Annotated in this window: 2 protein-coding genes; both read left to right on the forward strand. The window is 37.6% G+C overall.

Annotated elements, in window-relative coordinates:
• Nucleotides 1–491 (forward strand): HD-GYP domain-containing protein (locus ACT6XC_RS09265; RefSeq protein WP_443741600.1); only part of this gene is annotated, 491 nt, incomplete at its 5' end.
• An 8-nt stretch (nt 492–499) separates the two neighbouring features.
• Entirely contained in the window at nt 500–1702 is a 1203-nt protein-coding gene (locus tag ACT6XC_RS09270) for a BMP family ABC transporter substrate-binding protein (RefSeq protein ID WP_443741601.1), read from the forward strand.
• The last annotated feature ends 82 nt before the right edge of the window (nt 1703–1784 follow it).

Here is a 1784-nt window from a genome sequence, read left to right on the forward strand (position 1 = left end):
AGGAAAGATGCGAAAATCTGCGACAGATGGCGCTTTTACACGATATTGGAAAAATCGGAATTCCAGATGCTATTTTGAACAAGCCTGAAAAACTTACGGACGAAGAATACGAAAAAATGAAAACTCATGTTACTCTTGGTGAGAAAATCTTAGAACACTTTACGATTGTTGACAATGTAAGCGTTGGTGCTCTTTATCATCACGAAAGATACGATGGAAGTGGCTACTGCGCCGGCAAAAAAGGTGAAGAAATTCCTCTTGACGCAAGAATTATCGGTATTGCAGATGCATTTGACGCAATGACTGCAAATCGTGTTTATCGCAAACAGTTGGATTTTGATTTTGTAATAAACGAGCTTAAGAGGAACAGCGGAACTCAATTTGATCCGAATCTTGTGGACATCTTGCTTTCTCTGATTGCTGACGGAACAATAGATGTCGAAAACCTTTACAAAAAATCAAAAAATAATCTGTCAGAAAACATAAAATGAGGAAAATTATGAATGTAAAAATGAAAAAAAAATATATTTTGTGCACAATTACTTCTGCTGTAATATGTCTGCTTTCTTTTGGAATTCATGTTTTGACCCGATCCGAAGAAAAAAGCCTAAAAGTTGGATTTATTTTTGTAGGCGATGAAATAACTCCTTATACAGAAAATTTTATAAAGGCACAAAATCATGTTGTTTCGGTTTTTGGCGACAAAATAGATTGTGTCACTAAGTACAATGTTACAGAAGATCAGATTGAACTTCCTCTTGAAGAACTCGTAAACGAAAAGTGTGATTACATAATTGCTCCGAGTTATGGTTACGGTCCAGTTGTAAAAGATATGGCGGCTCTTCATCCAGAAATTGAGTTTTGTGTGCCGACTGGCGACAATGCAAATGATGAACCAGTTCTTTCAAATTATCATAACTGTTACGGAACGATTTATCAGGGGCGCTATATTTGCGGCGTGATTGCCGGAGAAAAACTGAAGGAAATGATTGAATCGAAAGTTATAAGCGCAGAAGAGGCAAAAGTCGGTTACGTTGCGGCTTTTCCGTTTGCAGAAGTTATTTCTGGTTATACGGCTTTTTATCTTGGAGTTCAGTCGGTTGTTCCAGAAGCGACAATGCTCGTAAAATATACGGACACCTGGTCAAATTATTCTTTGGAAAAGCAGGTTGCCGTAGAATTGATTGATGAAGGTTGCGTTGTAATTTCTCAGCATTCTGACACAAAAGGTCCTGCTGTTGCCTGTGAAAATTCAAAAAGAGCGGTTCCTGCCTATCACGTCGGATATAGCCAAAGTATGACCGATATTGCTCCGACACGTTCTTTGGTCAGCTGTTCAGTTGATTATTCTTACTATTTTGAGCAGTCAATAAATGCTCTTTTGCATGGTAAAAAAATTGAAGATTGCATTGACGGCAAGGTTTACGGTCAGGACGCAATGGCAGGAATCGAAAAGGGATGGGTCCGCATTTTGGACATAAACTATGCAATTTTGCCGGAAAATGTTGATTCAATCGTAAAATCTGTTAGCAGCAAAATTGAAAAAAATGATATTGCAATTTTTTCTGGAAATTTTACAGGAACTGATCCGTTTGACAGTTCCAATAAAATTGACTTAAGGACACCTTTTATCGAAAATGAAAAATCTTCATCACCAGCTTTTTGTTATATCCTCGATGATGTAATCAAGGTTTTGCCTTAATTTAGCAATCCCACCACTGAGCGGCTGTTTGATCTGCCAATTGAAGCAAAATGACGAGAGGATTTTGCAGAAAATTTGAATA

Source organism: Treponema berlinense (genome assembly GCF_052273165.1).
Taxonomy (GTDB): domain Bacteria; phylum Spirochaetota; class Spirochaetia; order Treponematales; family Treponemataceae; genus Treponema_D; species Treponema_D berlinense_A.

Coding starts and splice junctions, on each gene's coding strand:
- ACT6XC_RS09270 (WP_443741601.1), top strand. CDS start 500: ATGAATGTAAAAATGAAAAAAAAATATATTTTGTGCACAATTACTTCT.